The sequence below is a fragment of the Actibacterium sp. 188UL27-1 genome (assembly GCF_016901225.1).
Classification (GTDB): domain Bacteria; phylum Pseudomonadota; class Alphaproteobacteria; order Rhodobacterales; family Rhodobacteraceae; genus 188UL27-1.
Map to the genome: position 1 here is coordinate 1 of NZ_JAFEUL010000012.1, position 15,986 is coordinate 15,986.

17 protein-coding genes and 1 tRNA gene are annotated in these 15,986 nt (G+C 59.7%); 1 reads left to right on the forward strand and 17 read right to left on the reverse strand.

What is annotated here, in order from left to right; all coding sequences use genetic code 11:
* The 7 genes from IU397_RS15190 to IU397_RS15220 all read right to left on the reverse strand — a co-directional run.
* A partial coding sequence (locus tag IU397_RS15190) for an XRE family transcriptional regulator (RefSeq protein ID WP_204415333.1) occupies window positions 1-371 on the reverse strand: 371 nt, incomplete at its 3' end.
* A 190-nt stretch (window positions 372-561) separates the two neighbouring features.
* Window positions 562-891, reverse strand: a complete 330-nt coding sequence (locus tag IU397_RS15195; protein ID WP_239479837.1) for a hypothetical protein — start codon at window positions 889-891, stop codon at window positions 562-564.
* Window positions 892-921: 30 nt separating this feature from the next.
* Window positions 922-1,224: a hypothetical protein gene (locus IU397_RS15200; RefSeq protein WP_204415334.1), complete on the reverse strand. Its 303-nt coding sequence runs from the start codon at window positions 1,222-1,224 to the stop codon at window positions 922-924.
* Window positions 1,225-1,380, reverse strand: a complete 156-nt coding sequence (locus IU397_RS15205) for a hypothetical protein (RefSeq protein WP_204415335.1) — start codon at window positions 1,378-1,380, stop codon at window positions 1,225-1,227.
* Between the two features lie 148 nt (window positions 1,381-1,528).
* On the reverse strand, window positions 1,529-2,512 hold the full coding sequence (locus IU397_RS15210; protein WP_204415342.1) for a relaxase/mobilization nuclease domain-containing protein: 984 nt from the start codon (window positions 2,510-2,512) through the stop codon (window positions 1,529-1,531).
* Window positions 2,513-2,733: 221 nt separating this feature from the next.
* Window positions 2,734-2,810, reverse strand: a tRNA-Pro gene (locus tag IU397_RS15215).
* 15 nt (window positions 2,811-2,825) lie between these two features.
* The gene (locus IU397_RS15220) at window positions 2,826-3,821 is read right to left on the reverse strand and encodes a DMT family transporter (protein WP_204415593.1); all 996 of its coding nucleotides are present in this window, start codon (window positions 3,819-3,821) and stop codon (window positions 2,826-2,828) included.
* Window positions 3,822-3,972: 151 nt separating this feature from the next.
* Here IU397_RS15220 and IU397_RS15225 point away from each other — a divergent pair, with 151 nt between their 5' ends.
* Complete coding sequence (locus tag IU397_RS15225) at window positions 3,973-5,196, forward strand: Coenzyme F420 hydrogenase/dehydrogenase, beta subunit C-terminal domain (protein ID WP_204415351.1); 1,224 nt, start codon at window positions 3,973-3,975, stop codon at window positions 5,194-5,196.
* 42 nt (window positions 5,197-5,238) lie between these two features.
* Here the strand turns inward: IU397_RS15225 and IU397_RS15230 are convergent, their stop codons facing one another.
* From IU397_RS15230 to IU397_RS15275, 10 genes are all read right to left on the reverse strand, one after another.
* Window positions 5,239-5,697, reverse strand: a complete 459-nt coding sequence (locus tag IU397_RS15230; protein WP_204415353.1) for a hypothetical protein — start codon at window positions 5,695-5,697, stop codon at window positions 5,239-5,241.
* A gap of 91 nt (window positions 5,698-5,788) precedes the next feature.
* Window positions 5,789-6,766 carry a tripartite tricarboxylate transporter substrate binding protein gene (locus IU397_RS15235; protein ID WP_204415355.1) on the reverse strand — a complete coding sequence of 326 codons (978 nt, stop codon included), beginning with the start codon at window positions 6,764-6,766 and terminating at the stop codon, window positions 5,789-5,791.
* A 372-nt stretch (window positions 6,767-7,138) separates the two neighbouring features.
* Entirely contained in the window at window positions 7,139-9,919 is a 2,781-nt protein-coding gene (fdhF, locus tag IU397_RS15240) for a formate dehydrogenase subunit alpha (RefSeq protein ID WP_204415357.1), read from the reverse strand.
* A 21-nt stretch (window positions 9,920-9,940) separates the two neighbouring features.
* Window positions 9,941-10,435 carry a hypothetical protein gene (locus tag IU397_RS15245; protein ID WP_204415359.1) on the reverse strand — a complete coding sequence of 165 codons (495 nt, stop codon included), beginning with the start codon at window positions 10,433-10,435 and terminating at the stop codon, window positions 9,941-9,943.
* Complete coding sequence (locus tag IU397_RS15250; protein WP_204415361.1) at window positions 10,432-12,129, reverse strand: NAD(P)H-dependent oxidoreductase subunit E; 1,698 nt, start codon at window positions 12,127-12,129, stop codon at window positions 10,432-10,434. The genes IU397_RS15245 and IU397_RS15250 overlap by 4 nt, the downstream gene beginning before the upstream one ends.
* Before the next feature lie 87 nt (window positions 12,130-12,216).
* Window positions 12,217-13,104, reverse strand: coding sequence for a LysR family transcriptional regulator (locus tag IU397_RS15255; RefSeq protein ID WP_204415363.1), 888 nt, complete (start codon window positions 13,102-13,104; stop codon window positions 12,217-12,219).
* Window positions 13,105-13,145: 41 nt separating this feature from the next.
* Window positions 13,146-14,012, reverse strand: coding sequence for a DmsC/YnfH family molybdoenzyme membrane anchor subunit (locus tag IU397_RS15260; protein ID WP_204415367.1), 867 nt, complete (start codon window positions 14,010-14,012; stop codon window positions 13,146-13,148).
* Window positions 14,013-14,030: 18 nt separating this feature from the next.
* A complete protein-coding gene (locus IU397_RS15265) occupies window positions 14,031-14,807 on the reverse strand; it encodes a 4Fe-4S dicluster domain-containing protein (RefSeq protein WP_204415369.1) in 777 nt (258 codons plus the stop codon).
* Between the two features lie 196 nt (window positions 14,808-15,003).
* Complete coding sequence (locus IU397_RS15270; protein ID WP_204415371.1) at window positions 15,004-15,243, reverse strand: DUF6882 domain-containing protein; 240 nt, start codon at window positions 15,241-15,243, stop codon at window positions 15,004-15,006.
* Between the two features lie 204 nt (window positions 15,244-15,447).
* Window positions 15,448-15,984, reverse strand: a complete 537-nt coding sequence (locus IU397_RS15275; protein WP_204415373.1) for a DUF6882 domain-containing protein — start codon at window positions 15,982-15,984, stop codon at window positions 15,448-15,450.
* Window positions 15,985-15,986: the final 2 nt, after the last annotated feature.

Below are 15,986 nucleotides of genomic sequence, written 5' to 3' on the forward strand. Positions count from 1 at the left end.
TCTTCCAAGGCCATGTGCGCGCGGGTGCGTTGTATGATGCGTTTGGCCTTCTTGCGAGCCTGAGCCATTACGATCTCCCCGACCGCTCCCTTGTGCGGAATGATCGCGTAGACCAGTTTGCCGCCCATCGCCTCAGCCATCTTGTCCAGCTGGTTAAGGGAGATTGTTCCAGCTTTTTCCTTCTGGATAGAGCTGTAAACGCTGTTCCTGGACACCCCGAGCCGTTCGGCTAGCGCTGGTGCGCTCATGCCAATGGCTTCCTGGAAGGTCGCGATCCAACCTCCCAGTGGCTTTGCGAAGGCTTGAGCCACTTGTCTAGCTTGATTTATCTTGCCTTCGGCTTGCCGCTGTTTTGCGCTTGAAGCGGACATATGCCAACCTATAGGTTTGCATAATTTTTATATTTGTAATATCTTAACATGTCATAAAAGAAAAATTTGCAACACTGTAGTATTTCTAAAACTTTTACTTTACTCTGCTATAGTATCACAAAAATATTAAGCACATTCAAATCCGGAACCACTCAAACTCATTGATTGTGCGGGGAAGTTCGAGCAGCAATCACTCAGTTTCCGCGAGGAAAAATTGCTGTCCAACGGCAATTTTCTTCGCATCAATACCCAACTCCTTGATCGGATAACCATTATCGCCCCACCAACGGATATTTCGCATGTAGCCATTTCCAGCGACGTCCACAAATAAGCAGCGCATGTTCTGGTAGTCGCCCCAGACACCCGCTACGGCAATAAGCAAAACCCCTTCTGGAAGGCAGGCCACCTTTTCAAAACCGCGATAGTCGATGCCATAGTCGCGGGCTTGATAGTAGCCCATGGTGAAGTGGTCGTGTGCAAAACTCATTGGTTTCCCTTGCTCGCTAAAATTCCAGGCCATGGTTGCGGCCTCGTTCGCTCTGCAATTCGTTCAGCTCTGTTTCAGCCTCTCTTCGGCGGCCTTCACTAAGCTCAAGCTCTCGCTCAACTGCGCGTCCAGCGCGTTGTAGGTGGCCTCTTCGTTCAGCAAGCCACGCAACGCCCTCATTGACGCGATCTGCGAGCGTATGAGCAACGTCGCGCAGGCCGCGATACCATCCAACTGGGCTTGCATCCTCTTCGTCGAGCGTGCTTCCAAGCCGCTCAATTCCGCTGCTGAGGTTTCGCAGGCCGTCACCAACCGCTCGACGCAGGCGAGCAAGTTGCGCTCCAAGGCTGTCAGGGGCGTCGTCATTCATTCCTCCTTGATCTTGATGCAGATGACCGGTGTCCCGGCCAGCGTGCAGGTCTTCAGCTCGGTCCGGGCCGGGTCTAGCGTCAGCAAGATCTGTTCCCCCTGGTCGATCCGCATCAGGCCGAGTTCTGTCAGCCCCGCGCGTGTCAGTTGCACCGTTCAGAACCAGCTCGCGGCCATCATCGAGGCGATCCCCGTCACGATCAGCCCTGAGATCACCCAAGGAGAGATCGTCAGCCAGCGCCTGATCTGCTCGGTCCGTGTCTCGAACAAGCTCCTGCTCTCGTTCAGGAAGCGGCGCGTATCATTCTCGATGGTACGCCGCGCGTCGCTCGCAATGCTCGTCAAATCGGTCCTGAAGTTCTCCAGCTGGGAGGACATCGAGGCGGCGTAGTCTTGGCGTATCGTGTCCAGTTCCGCGTTCAATTTCTCGCTCAGCCGGGCCAGCTTGCCAGTTTTCATGAAAAATCTCTCCTTTCAGGCGCCAACGTTCGCCGGTTTCGGGGTCCTGGGCGATTAGGTAAGCTTTGCCGACTCGCGACAGGTCGAAGCCCGCATCGGCAAGGGCATCGAGCATGCTGGCGCGATCCTCGATCAGACCCATCGATATCTGATCGAGGATCCACGCATGCAGCTCGTCGCGGCCCTGAGCGCGGGTCGGGGCCTCGACGGTGTCGCGGACTTCTTGGGTACGCTCCAGCTCCATCGGATCGGCCCAACCGTGGCGCTGGTTCATCAGGTGGCGCAAGCTGTCATAGGCGTCCTGGTAGCCCGGCAGTGCGATGTTGAGGCTGCGCCCTGTGGTCAGCTCCAGGCGCGGGGTGCAGAAATGCAGTTCAATCCGATCCTCGTGGCTGTGACGGACCCGGAGCATGTCATACTGCTCGCTGTCCATCCCGGCAAAGGCCAGCTGCTCAAAGGTGTCCATCACTTCGGCCTGTTGGACCTCGCTCGGCGCATCCACAGCGGCAAAGCTGATCACGCCCGCGCGGTAGGTCCATTGGTGGCGGCTGGCGTCGATCAGAGCTTCTGTGCGCGCCGGATCGCCACGCAGCATCTCGGGCAACGGGTCAACCTTGTTCAACGCTCGCTTGACCGACTTGGCGTGTTTGTCAATGGCTGCACCGATGGTCTCAAAGGATGGGCGGCTTTCCCCGGTCTCATGGTCGGCATGTGCCAGCGCCGGGTAAAGCGCTACGCGCAGGGCGTTGTCGTCCAGCTCATGGTCAGTGACCATCTCCAGCAGGTATTGCAGCTTGATCTTGCAGAAGGGCAGAAGCTCAGACATCGACCCCTCCCGCGATTGCGGTCAAGGGCGCGTGCTGGTATCCATTCAGTGTAAAATTTTCGATTTGGCCGTTGACGCGGGTGCCATCCCAGTCAGCGGCCTTTCGGTTTTCAAAGGCTTTTTCTCCAAAGAATCCCGCCCGAATAGCCGCGTAGTCCGGATCAAATCCGGAGCGGCCGTAAATTGGCGCAACGTAGAACGGGCTAAGTATCTGGATTTATTGGTCGGAGTGAGAGGATTCGAACCTCCGACCCCTGCCTCCCGAAGACAGTGCTCTACCAGACTGAGCTACACTCCGACCGTGCGGGAGGCTCTACCGTTCGAGTTCGGGTTTGTCCAGCGGGTCGGGGGGCGTGCCCTCCCGCATCTCGTCACGCTCCAACAGCGTGCCGGCACGGGGATAGGTGCCGGTTTCCGGGCGGCTGCGGGTTTGCAGATTGGGCCGGTTCTCAGACACTTCCTGGCGCCCCTCTCGCGTCAGAATGTAGATACCGCTTGCAATCACAACGCCTGCGCCGATCAGCGTGACACCATCCGGAAATTCGTTGAAAAACAGCGCGCCATAAAAGGTGGCCCAAAGGATTTGCGAATACTGCATCGGGGCGACAATCACAGCCTCCCCCGCCCGATAGGCTGCGATGATGAACAGCGTCGCCCCGAACGCGCAGGCCGCGATCAAGGCCAGCATCCCAAGATCGATCAACGGCATCGGAACGTACACAAACGGCAAGATGCACCCCATGACCACGAAATTGGCCACCATCGGGTAAAGTATCATCACGACACTGCGCTCCTCCCGCCCGATCTTGCGCACGATGATCGAGGCGAAGGCCCCCCCAAAGGCTGCGATCAGGGCAGCCAGGTGGCCCAGGGTCAGATCCGATGACCCCGGCCTGAGCACGATCAACACGCCGCCCAGGCCAACAAGAACGGCCATCCAACGGCGCAACCGCACGGTCTCTCCCAATATTGGAATGGACAGCACCGTGATGATCAGCGGTGTCGCAAAAAGGATCGCGTAAACCGTCGTCAAAGGCAGGGACGAAAATGCATAAAAGGCGGATGTTGCTGTGACAACCACGGCCAAGCTGCGAAATCCCATCCAGAACGGATGGACAGGGACCAGATTGCCACCTGCCCGATCACGCATCAGCATCAACGTGGCGATGGGAAAGCCGAGCAAAACGCTGAAAAAGACAATCTGGACGGCGTTGTAATTCCCGCCAAGGACCTTCACCAAAACATCATGGCCCGCAAATATTCCAAAGGCCGCAAGGGCCATCAGGGCACCTTTGGTGTTGGCTTGCAGGGTCATGGCGGAACGACTCGGATTTGTGCGGTTAACCCTCCCCTACCCCGCCAGATACCGGTTCCCAAGTGCGAACTCCGCAAAGCCGCTTGGCGTCGCACGCAACGCTGCTTACGTTCGGCACTGGCAACCAGAACGGGGATCACTATCCATGCCGCACCAATCGGACAGCCAAGGCGTTGTGGCACCAGAACTTCCAGCGCCGAAGCCGCGCCCGCTTTGCACCGATTGCGGCCTGTCTCGCATGGCGCTTGCCGGGGAATGTGGCCGGGCCTGCCAATTCATCCAGCCCGATTTTCCTGCACTCGAAGAGCAGGTCCAGGGGCGCCAGCGGGGCAACGTGGATGAAACGTTTTTCGGCCCCCACCTGACCATGCACCGGGCCGCCTTGGACGATCCGGCTCCAGGTGCGCAATGGACCGGCCTGGCGACCCGACTGGCCCAGCGATTGCTGGAAACCGGCGCGGTGGATGCCGTGTTGACCGTCGGACCGCATCCCAATGACCGGTGGCGGCCCCAGCCCATTATTGTCACCGATCCCGCCGGGATGGCACAGGCGCGTGGGATGCGCATGGGATATGCCCCGGTTCTGGCTTTGCTGGAACCAGCAGCTGCGGCAGGCCATCGCAAGATCGCAATCATAGGCATACCCTGCCAGGTCCATGCCCTGCGCGCGGTTGAAGCCAAACTGGGCCTTGATCGGATCTACGTGATCGGCACACCCTGTTCCGACAACACGACGACTGCGAACTTTCATCAGTTTCTTAGCCTGTTATCCGATCAACCCGACACGATCAGCTATCTGGAATTCTGCGCTGATTATCATGTGGAGTTGCGGTTTGACGACGGTCACACAAGGCGCATACCCTTCTTGAAACTGCCGCTCGCCGATTTGCCCGGTGACTTCTTCCCGCTGACCTGCAAGACCTGCGTGGATTACACCAACGTTCTGGCAGACATCACCGTCGGCTACATGGCTGGACAGGGAGAGCAATGGCTGATCGTCCGCAATGCGCGCGGGCAGGAGATGCTGGACGGGATCGCGGGGGAGGTTGAGCTATCCGACCTTGATACCGGCGGGAACAGGGACGGGGCCGTCCGCGGTTTTCTTAAAAACACCGAACGTGCCGCAGGCGGATTGCCCTTGCGCCGCATGCCGGGCTTTCTGCGCGGTATCGTCGGGTGGCTCATGCCCCGAATTGGCCCGCGCGGCCTGGAGTTCGCCCGCGCCCGAGTGGAGATGAAGGCCATCGAAACCATCCTTCACCTCAGGCATGCCCGCCCGGACAAGCTCCGCTCCATGGTTCCGGCTCATGTCTGGGATCTGGCGGCGCGCTACGGACTGAGCCCCAAAAAGGGTGAGCGGTCAGACTGACACAGCCATAACCCCTTAGATACCAGCCCCAAACCGGAACCGTTACGATTGACCTTGCCCTAGGTATCCAGGCGCATCGGGGGCATCGCCCATCATATGAACGCGCCATGCTTCCTGTTCGGCCTGGATCAAGCCGAGTTCCCAAACACAGCCGATCACCGGGCGGGAAGTGGCGTCCATCGGTTCCCGCGCGCCATAGAGCTGGCGGTGCATATGTTGACACAGCACACATCCTTGCACCCACCAATGGGCCGAAATCGACAGACCCAGATCACCGGGATGGATGATCACAAATCCCAACCCGTTGCTATCGCCCATTGCATCGACACGGGTCAAAACACCGCTTTGCAGAAACTGCTCGGCCGCCGCACTCATCTCATCGGTCAATTCCTGACCGTCCGCCAGCAAACCATAGATCTTGAAACGAACGGGGCCGACCTCCCAGACACCGCATCTCAAGACGGTACGTGGCCGATACGCCTCTGTCGGTCCAATGGTCATCAATCTGCACCCTTGTATCGACGGGTCTGCGCCTTGACACGAAAAAGGGCGCCCGCATCGCAGGCGCCCCTGTAACTGTGGTCGATCAGGGTTAGTTGATCGCGCCCGATGCTTTCAGGATGTTTTGATGACGGTCGCGCTGTGTGCCCCAGTAGGACTTCAGATCTTCGCCCGCCATGAACTCACCCATCAGCGACTTGTCGCTTTTGTACTTCTGCCATGCCTCGGACTCGTACACCTTGGTGAAAAGATCCGTGTAATAGGCAGCCGCCTCAGGCGACATGCCCGGCGCACCGACAACGGCCCGCTGCATGAAGTAAGAGAAGTCACCCCCAGCTTCCTTCAGTGTTGGCACGTCGGGGAAAAGCGGCAGGCGCTCATCCGTGAAAGCCACCAGGGGGATCACGTCGCCAGATTCATAGAAACCCAATGCCTCGGACGGGTTGTTGACCGAACTTGTGATCTGCTGGCCGGCCAATTGCTTGGCCACTTCACCGCCACCCTTATAGGGGATGTACTTGATCGAGAGGTCGTAATTCTCGTTCAGGAAATCGGTGATTATGTTGTCTTCTGAGTTCTTGCCGGTGCCGCCCATGACCCAGCCGTCGCCCCGCTCCTGCGCTGCGGCAACAAACTCATCAAACGTGGTGATGCCTTCATCCTTGTGTACCCACAGCAGGAACGTGTCCTCGGCCATACGACCGACCGGGGCAAATTCCATGATGTCCACAGCGAGGCCAGGCTGACGCAACGGTGTCGTGAAAAAGGAGTTCAACGTGACCATGATGGTGTGATCAGGGTCGGTGGCGCCCTTCATATGAACAAGCGCTTCGGCACCGGATCCGCCCGACTTGTTGGTCGGCACAACGGGACGTGCCGCCAGCTTTTCTTGTTCAATGATGGACTGCATGAGACGCGCCATCTTGTCAGCACCACCGCCTTTGCCGGCCATGATTACGAAATCGATTGGTTTCGTCGGCTCAAAGCTGTCGGCATGGACGGCACCGGTCAGGCCAAAGGACACTGCTGCGGCGGTAGCAACTCCCAGAATGGAGCGTTTGGTGAACATCTTTTGTTTCTCCCTAGTCGTCAGATGTGTCTGCGTGCTGCGACACTCCCGCAATTATCTTGCCCCCAGCGACCGGACGTCCAGCGAATAACGCAAACAATGTGGCAATTTCTTCAATGATCTTGCGTCAGGTTGAAATTGTTAACACGCACCAGCGCTATTAACTGTTTGTTATCAAAATCTTGCGCGACAGTGAGGTATTATGCGGATTTGAACTATGTATACGTCGATTTTTACTCGGTTTTTCAACAAAAATGGCCTCGTCCAGCGCTGCTGGCGAGGGTGGTATAGAGATAAGAGGACACCGATAGATGCCCCCAATTAGTCAGGAAAACGAATCACTCAGGACGCAATTTGGTCACAAAGCCGCCATCATTCGGCAGCCATGGCAGACCCTACCGGATTGATCCGACAGGCGGAATACTTGAATTCCGGGATCTTGCCGAAAGGGTCCAATGCGGGGTTCGTCAGGGTATTCGCCGCGGCCTCCACATAGGCGAAAGGCACGAAAACGTTGTCTTCGGCGACGGCACGATCAGCCCGTGCCATGATCTCGATCGCACCGCGCCGGGTTTCGATCCGGATCATGTCGCCCGGCTCCAGCCCCATGGCCCGCAAGGTACGAGGATGGATTGAGGCATTGGCCTCCGGCTCCAACCCATCCAGCACGTTTGCCCGTCGCGTCATCGACCCCGTGTGCCAATGCTCCAGTTGCCGCCCGGTGATCATGACAAACGGATATTCCGCATCGGGCACCTCAGCGGGCGCGATGACGTTGGCAGGGGTGAACTTGGCGCGGCCCTCGGCGCGCGGAAAGCCATCGCCAAAGACAATTGCCTGACCGGGATCCTCGGGGCTAAGCGATGGATAGGTCACGGCATTTTGCTCCAACAACCGGTCCCAGGTGATGTTATCCAGCGACGCCATGTTGCGTTTCATCTCGGCAAAGATCTGGCTGGGGTGGTCATACTCCCAGCCCAGCCCAATGCGGGTGGCCAACGCTGTCGTGATCGCCCAATCCTCCCGCGCCTCACCGGGTGGCGGCACGGCGGGGCGGCCCATCTGGACCTGGCGATTGGTGTTGGTCACGGTGCCGGTCTTCTCGGGCCAGGCCGAAGATGGCAGGATGACATCCGCATAATTCGCCGTTTCCGTCAAAAATATATCTTGCACCACCAGATGATCCAGCTTGGCCAAGGCCGCGCGAGCATGGGTCACATCCGGGTCCGACATGGCCGGATTCTCACCCAGAATATACATCGCCTGGATGTCACCGGCATGGATCGCATCCATGATCTCCACAACGGTCAGTCCCTTTTCAGCACTGAAATCGCCTGATCCCCAGACATCCGTAAATGCGCTGCGCACGCTGTCATCGGTCACCGTCTGGTAATCCGGCAGGAACATCGGGATCAGCCCGGCATCGGACGCGCCCTGCACATTGTTCTGCCCCCGCAACGGGTGCAGCCCCGTCCCCGGACGCCCCACATGGCCTGTCATCAGCGCCAGACTGATCAAACACCGCGAGTTATCCGTGCCGTGGATATGCTGGCTGACGCCCATCCCCCAAAAGATCATCCCGGCGGAGCCACCGGCAAAATCCCGGGCGACGGCGCGCAGGGTGTCGGCATCAATCCCGCAAATCGGCGCCATTTTCTCGGGCGAGAAATCGGCCAGATGCGCCTTCTGCGCCTCCCAATTCTCGGTATAGGCCTCGATATACTGCCGGTCATACAGCTCTTCATCCACGATCACATGCATGATCGCATTCAGCAGGCTGACATCGGCCCCGGGCTTGAATTGCAGCATATGGGTGGCATGGCGCTTCAGCGCCTGTCCCCGCGGATCCATGACGATCAGCTTGCCCCCGCGCTTGGTGAACTGTTTGAAATAAGTGGCGGCGACGGGGTGGTTCTCAACCGGGTTGCAGCCAATGACAATCGCCACATCCGCATTCTCGATCTCGTTAAAGGTCGCGGTGACGGCCCCTGATCCGACATTCTCAATCAGCGCCGAGACGCTGGAGGCGTGGCACAGCCGCGTGCAATGATCGACGTTGTTGTGGCCAAAACCCTGGCGGATCAGCTTTTGGAACAGATACGCCTCCTCATTCGAACATTTGGCAGACCCGAAGCCCGCCACTTCACGCCCCCTGCCCTTCAGACCGTTCGCAGCGGCGTCCAATGCCTCGTCCCAGGTTGCTTCGCGGAAATGGGTCAGCACATCGCCCGGATCCACATTCAACCCCTTGGCCGGCGCATCGTCTCGGCGGATCAGCGGTTTGGTCAGCCGGTGGGGGTGGTGGATATAGTCGAACCCGAACCGGCCCTTGACACATAACCGCCCCTCATTGGCGGGGCCGTCGATCCCTTCGACATACTTAATCTTGCCGCCCTTCACTTTGAACGACACCTGGCAACCCACACCACAGAATGGGCAGACCGACTTCACCTCTTCATCAAAGTCCTTGCGATCGCCCCGCTGGTCTTCATCGATAACGGTCGACGGCATCAGCGCGCCCGTTGGACAGGCCTGAACGCATTCCCCGCAGGCCACACAGGAGGACGCACCCATCGGATCGGCCTGGTCAAAAACCGGATAGGCGTCATGCCCCCGCCCCGCCATGCCGATCACGTCGTTCACCTGCACCTCGCGGCAGGCCCGCACGCACAGGCCGCACTGAATACAGGCATCCAGGTTGACGCTCATGGCGACATGACTGTCATCCAGCAGTGGCACGCGGGTCTGTTCCAGTTTGGGAAACCGGCTCTCGGTCACGCCATTGGCATCGGCCATATCCCAGAAATGCGCGCTGGCATCATGGGCCGCGTCGCGCTCAGGCTGATCCGCCACCAGCATCTCTACAACCACGGCGCGCGCCTTCTCCGCCCGTGCGCTGGCCGCGTTAACCACCATACCATCCGTTGCCTCACGGATGCACGATGCCGCAAGAACCCGCTCGCCCTCGATCTCGACCATGCAGGCCCGGCAATTGCCATCGGGCCGATAGCCCGGGCTGGGCTTGTGGCACAGATGCGGGATGACGAGACCCTTGCCATGGGCCGCTTCCCAAATCGTTGTCCCCGCGGGGACAGTCGTCTGCGCACCGTTCAGGGTAAAGGTCACGGTTTCCAGATTGGCCTGATCAAGCACGGCAAAAATCCTTAAATTGCCCTAGGGCGTGATAGCGGTGACCGCGCGGGTCAGTTCGTTTTGCATGGCCTCCAGATGTGCCCAGAAGGCCTGAAAAGGCTGCAGATCTTTGGGAGCCACAATCTCGGGTTGCTCCATCAGGAACGCGGCAGAGCCTTGAGGCCATGGTATCGTCTGCGCCATCCTGCAGAATTGGGCATAATCGCGAGGCGACCGTTGGCGCAGCATACCAAGGCCAGGATGGCGGTTCTGATCGGTCAGCGGTGCGTCGAGGCGATCCTTGAAATACTGGCCCACACCGCTGTCCACCGGGCAGCCCAGCGAGATATGCAGCGATTGAATGGCCGCCACGTCGCGATCGTCGAACTGCCCGCATTCCTTGCGGTAGTTCACGGCGATCAGCAGATGGGACAGGGGCCGGAACTGCTGATAAAGCCGCCGTGCCTCGGTAAACGGGCACGGGTCCTGCGCTGCGGCCGGACCGCACATCAATAGGATGACGATGAGCCATCTCACCCAATTTCCTCAGGGAAATGTTTCATGACCAGCTTGATCGGGTTGGGGGCCGCCTGGCCCAGCCCGCAGATGCTCGCATCGACCATGACATCGCACAGGTCGGTCAGCAGATCCTGATCCCAGGCATCGGCTTGCATCAGCTTCACGGCCTTTTCGCAACCGACCCGGCAGGGGGTGCATTGGCCGCAGCTTTCATCCTCAAAGAACCGAAGCATGTTCAGCGCGGCGGCCTTGGCGCTGTCCTGATCCGACAGGATCACGATGGCCGCCGACCCGATAAAGCTGCCGTGCGCCTGCAGTGTATCGAAATCCATCGGCACATCACTGATCGTGGCAGGCAGGATCCCCGCGGAGGGACCGCCGGGTTGATAGGCCTTGAAGACATGGCCCTCCAGCATCCCGCCGGCGGCCGCGATCAAGTCGGTAATCGTGGACCCGGCCGGCAGCAGATGGACACCCGGTGCCTTCACCCGGCCCGAGATCGAATAGCTCCGAAGCCCTGTGCGGCCATTCTTTTCGACGCTGTTCAGAACCTCGGGCCCCTCGCGGCAGACGCGCGCGACCCAATGCAACGTCTCGATATTGTGGACCAAGGTCGGCTGCCCGAACAAACCGACCTGCGCCACATAGGGCGGGCGGTGGCGGGGCAGCCCGCGCTTGCCCTCGATGCTTTCGATCATCGCGCTTTCTTCGCCGCAGATATAGGCCCCAGCCCCGCGGCGCAGATCGATATAGCCCTTCGCGACGATCCCGGCCTCTTCCAAGGCACTAATCTCGGTACGCAGAATGTGCAAAACCGCAGGATATTCGTCACGCATGTATATGTAGCAGCGCTCTGCCTCCACGGCCCAAGCGGCGATCAGCATCCCTTCCAGGAACAGATGCGGGACCCGCTCCAAATAGTAGCGATCCTTGAACGTGCCGGGCTCGCCCTCATCACCGTTCACGGCCAGATAGCGGGGGCCGGGATTGCCACGCACGAAACCCCATTTCTTACCCGAGGGAAAACCGGCGCCGCCCAGGCCACGCAGGCCGCTGTCGAGCATATCCTGTTGGACCTGCTCCCAATCGCCGCTCTCACGCAGGCGTTGCAAGGTCTGGTAGCCACCCTCCGCACGATAGGCCAGCAGGGTTTCATAATCCGCCGCGTGGGCATGGATATCGCCCGTAGCGATGGCTGTCTGCACCTTTTCCGGCGTGGCCTGATCGATATGATTGTGGCCGATCTCCAGCACCGGCGCGGTATCGCAGCGCCCCATGCAAGGCGCGCGCAGGACGCGCACCTCGGACGGGTCCAGCCCGTCCTCCAAAGCCGCCTTCAAATGTTGGGCGCCCGCCAGTTCACAACTCAGCGAGTCGCAGACCCGGATCGTCAGCGCAGGCGGGACCGGGTCGCCATCGCGCACCACATCGAAATGAGCGTAGAACGTGGCGACCTCGTAAACCTCGGCCTGGCTCATCCGCATCTCATGGGCCAGCGCGGTGATATGGGCAGCGGAAAGATGGCCGTGGGCGTCCTGGATCAGATGCAGGAATTCGATCAACAGATCGGCACGGCGGGGGCGGTCGCCCAGCAGGTGCTGCACCTCGGCCAAGGCCGCGTCCGTGTATTGACGGCCCTTGGGCGTGCGACGGCCCTTGCCCTTCCCGCTTTTCCAAACGCCTTTGTCAGAGTTTGCATCTAGCGGTGCCATGGCTACTCTCCCGTTTCGCTGAACGCAGCTAAAGCGGTTTGCCTGGGTCGCTCAAATTGCGTCTGCAAATGCCTTCATAAGCAAATTTTATGAAGCAGCCTCGGTAAAGGCCTGGATCAAAGCGGTGGTGGTCGCAGATGGCGGCTCCTGAACCTGCAAGGCAAGGCCAATGGGCTCACTCACATCCGGGTCAGTCAGGGGAAGGCCGACAAGTTCCGATCGGATGGGCAGGGTTTCCACCAGCTTTTCGGGCGCAATTGTTGCCGCGAGCCCGGCGGCGGCCTGGACAAGTGCTGCGGTAAAGGCATTGGTTTCCAGCTCCAGATCGGGGGTGACGCCCAGATCGGTGAAGACCTGGTCGATGATCTTGCGGTTGTTCATGTCCGATGACAGCAGGCAAAGCGGTAATTCCGCAGCCTCCGTCCAGGTGATCGTCTCGCGCAGCGGATCCACCAGACGGCGGGGAGCGATCAGTTCGTAGCGTTCATCATAGAGGGGTCGCGTCTCAATCCCCGGCGGAAAGCGGGTGCGCAGATAGGTCACCCCCAGATCCAACGACATGTCGGTCAGGCCCAGCTTGATCTGGTCGGAAGAGCAGGAGCGTAGTTCCACATTCAAGCCGGGATGTTCGCGGCGCAGCAGGATCGTGGCCTGCGCGGCAAAGGTGGCCGCCGTGGGGACCACGCCAATGCGGACCATGCCGGTCAAGCCAGTACGCGCAGCGGTCAGATCCTGTCGCATGCTTTGCGCCTCTTGCAGGAAGCGGCGGGCCCAACGCAGCGCAATCTCCCCCTCTGCCGTGAACCCGGCAAAGCGGTGCCCGCGGCGGACGATGGGCGTGCCGAGGCGCTGTTCGAGGTTGCGAATGCGGGTCGAAAAGGCGGGTTGCGTAATCCCGCAGGCCTCTGCCGCGCGGCCAAAATGGCCGTGGCGCGCCAGTGCGGCAAGCAGTTCCATATCGCGAAAATCCAACATCGACTGCAGCCTAGGCCGGATTGCCGTTCAGGGACAGGGGCTTAGCGCATCCCGTAGTAAAGGCCGACCACGTGTTCTGCCTGCGCAAAGAACAACCAACGGCTGACCAAGGCCCCCGCGATGTGGCACAAGGCAGCGATCACAAAGCCGACCGGGTTGGGAAAGGCGATGCAGATCAACAGCGGCAGCGCGATGAGCAGGCCAAAAGCGATGACCCGCAGCTTGGTCGCGTGTTTGCGGCCCAGCACATGGACCATTTCGGTCAGCAGGTAGTTGGTGCCGGTATGCGGTGGCTCAAACGCGCGAACCTTGCCAGGCAGGCCGGTTGCGGTGGCGAGAGTCGTGCCGGAGTTTTTGAACGCGCCGTCACCATCATGCCAATGGAGGGCGAGGAGTAAGCCACTGAGAATAAGCAATAAGGTGGTGGCCATGACCTGCCCGGTCAGCATCGCACCGCCGGTGAGCGACAGCGCGATGAAAAGGCCGGGGACGGTCCAGTTGTTCCAGCGCGGCACAGTCTTCATCTGCGCATAGATCATCGAGGTCGTGTAGACGGTGGCAACGGCGGAGGCCGCGCCCAGCCAGCCAAGTACAGTCAAATGAGTGCCGCCAAAGACCGCGAAGAGCGCGTAAAAGCCCATCAATATCAATGTGATAACAGCCATCACACCCTCGCGCGACAACCAGCTGGACTGCCATTGGCTGAGCGCCCGCCAGGCCCGTTCGGGGTGGCCCAGGTGGAAGGTGGAGGAGATGAGGCCGCCGACGGCGAGGGCGAAGGCCAGCACGAAGTATCCGAATGCGACCCAGCCAGTTGGGGCGGGTGAGCCGATGCCAAGCCAGGCCAGCATGCCGAAACCAAGGCCAGACAGAACGGTGAATGCGATGATGGAGGGCGCGGGATGCATGGCTTAAGCCTTTGTCTTTTAGTTATTTTTCTCAGCACCCGGGAGCGCGTCGAGAGCTTTGTCGAGCCAGCCCAGAAAACCCTTGGGCTCTTCACTGACCGGAGCCAGAAGGGGGGCCAACAGGTCGATATCGCCTTTTGGCGTGTGGTCTTGCTTGGGACGCGGGGGCAGATATTTGTTGACCGGTTTGGTGCCTTGTTCCGGCATCAGATCGAAGCCGCCACGCTCGGCAACCAGTTGAGAAACCTCGCTATTTTCGTCACCAAGGTCACCGAAATGGCGGGCACCCGCCGGGCAAGTACGCACACAAGACGGGACGCGGTCCTCCTCCGGCAAGTTCTCATTATAGATCCGGTCAACGCAGAGGGTGCATTTCTTCATCACGCCCTCGGCGGCGTCCATCTCGCGCGCGCCATAGGGACAGGCCCAGGCACAGAGTCCGCAGCCTATACAACTGGATTCATTGACTAAAACGATGCCATCTTCGACCCGCTTGTAGCTGGCTCCCGTAGGGCACACGGTGACGCAGGGTGCATCTTCGCAATGCAGGCAAGATTTCGGGAAATGGGCGAGTTGCGCTGTTCCCTCATCTGGTGTGATCTCATAACTGTGGATCCGATTCAGGAAAGTCCCTTTGGGATCAGCACCATAGGGATCCTGATCACTGAGGGGCGCGCCGTAATTCTCGGTATTCCAGCCTTTGCAGGAGATCACACAGGCATGGCAACCGACGCATGTATCGAGATCGATCACGAGGCCCATCTTGCGGGCGGTGGAGGCAGGGAGTTGGGTCATATCTGGCTATGCACATTCCATGCATATCGCGTATGTATGGCATACATACGCGACATGGGTTTCAGGCGGTGGTTTGGCTTGGCGAAGATCGACGGGAGCGCTGCAATCGCCGATGGGATTGAACCCATGGCGCCGCGACTGTTAACCCCCGGGATGTTTTCAACAACAGGAAACGAGAAGGCCGAACAGGACGCGGTTAGATCGCCCAGACCCGTCGCTCGATCGCGTAGTAGTGGTAATTCGCGTCGTTGACCTTGACGCGATAGACTAGAGACATGTTCGACAGGTGAGCCGTGAGTTTGGTCAGGTGCCAGGCCGCGTGTTCGTCGACCAGCAGCATCCAGTTGGTCAGGATATCCCACGCCTTTTGCTCTCCGACCTCGCGGGATTGTGTGACCCCTTCCAACGCATTGGGATGGATCCCGCCATCCGTCATGCCCCACCACCCCTACATCCAACTGTGCGTGTCGACATTCCAGGACGCAACCAGGCCGTAGCGGGCGAACGAGGACCGACCGCTGGCGGTGGCAAACTGAAAAAGCGCCTTGGTGTCCTGGACGTTCCACCGGCGAAAATGTGACAGTACCGCCAGCGGCGTGGCATGCAGGCCGCATGGCCTTGGAGGAGGCGGGATCACGGATCATTGGCGGGACAGGGTGACGGTGTCAAAGCCGATATAGGCCCAGGGCCCACCGGCATCGAGGCGATAGATGCCCTGCAGGTCGGCCACCAAAATGGCGGTAGCGGCGATGGAAAAACAGGCCTCGAAATCGCATGTGATCTTTGGAGTGGAAAGCTGGTCGATGCCATGCTGCGAGGCATGGCCACGCAGGGCGGCGGAGGCGGTCGCGGTTCCGAGTGGGGCCGATGGGTGATCCCATCCCCAAAGGAAGGTTTCGTCGTTCGGATTCCAGGTGCCCAAAAGCTGTGCCGCTGCTTGGGCTTTTTTTCCGTCTGGAAGGAAGAAGGTGATTGTGCCCGCGCTTAGGTCAACATCGTAGCTCGTGGCTTTGTCCATGCCCCAACCGGCATTATGGCCCGCCTGGAGGGCTTGCGCATGGTGGAAGGCCATTTCGATCAGTTGTTCATAGGTTTCCGGCAGCGGTGGGCGATCCTGCGCCGGTGCACCGGTTGCGGCCAGCCCGGCCAATAGGCCTGTCATAACTTTCTTGATCACGT